This window comes from Psychrobacter sp. 1Y4 (assembly GCF_051847555.1).
In genome coordinates, this window is the sequence record NZ_JBPYDE010000275.1 from 1 (window position 1) to 897 (window position 897).

The 897-nt window shown below is 38.6% G+C and carries 1 protein-coding gene and 1 pseudogene; both read left to right on the forward strand.

What is annotated here, in order from left to right; translation table 11 throughout:
* Positions 1–318, forward strand: a pseudogene (locus ACS8FC_RS15740) (hypothetical protein); the annotation flags it as partial.
* Between the two features lie 133 nt (positions 319–451).
* A partial coding sequence (locus tag ACS8FC_RS15745) for a hypothetical protein (RefSeq protein ID WP_439297461.1) occupies positions 452–897 on the forward strand: 446 nt, incomplete at its 3' end.

The window sequence follows — 897 nt, forward strand, 5'->3', positions numbered from 1 at the left end:
TGTGTCATTTATCGTATCGATGCGAAAAATACCTCCTCTACCATACAAACAGGGTTTTCAGTCAATTCTTCTGGTTTCAATATCACTGATTTACTAATTTCAGATGCAAAGTCTGAATTTAGTGCTGGTGCTACCTATGTTGCTAACACTGCAAAAATAAAAGTTGGTGCAGCTACTGAAACTAATGCTAATGAGGGTACTCCGTCACGCACAGGTGCTGTTCCCTCTATCTATGCCAATGTAACTACATTAGCTCCTGAAGAAACAGCTTCGCTGAAATTCTCAGTTAAAATCAGGAATGATCGCACTACTCCGTAAACTACTAGTTCAAAATCTATAAGCAGCGATAGCTGCTTATAGATAAACCCTCTAGCTTGACCTAATCAATTTATATTAGCCAAGCTAGAAGGTTACTACCCTACCCTTTTATGTTTTATTGGATAAGCGACATATGACTAAATCTTTAATGACACCGTCTAATCGTATTACGTTGCATACAGCGAAGATCTCTGCGCTGACGGCTGCAATGTTGCTTATGCAATCAAATATGGCATTTGCTGCGCCTAGTACTCTTGTACAAACTATCAATAACATTGCTAATGCAGCTTATGACGTTGATTCTATCAAACAGAATAGTGTTTCAAACCAAGTACAAGTCAAAGCCTCTGCCTTACCTGAATATGGTATTAACTTAACTCAGCAACCCTTGCGTACTGTCGCACCCAACACATTGGTGAATTGGGTTAATGTTCTTAGTAATACTAGCTATAGTAGTCAGACTGTTGAGCTGACGCTTGATGTATCGCCAACTCTATCTAATTTAAAAGTTTATCAGGACCTCAATAAAAACGGTATTGTCGATAGTGGCGATACACAACTTATTCTTGATAACATGAG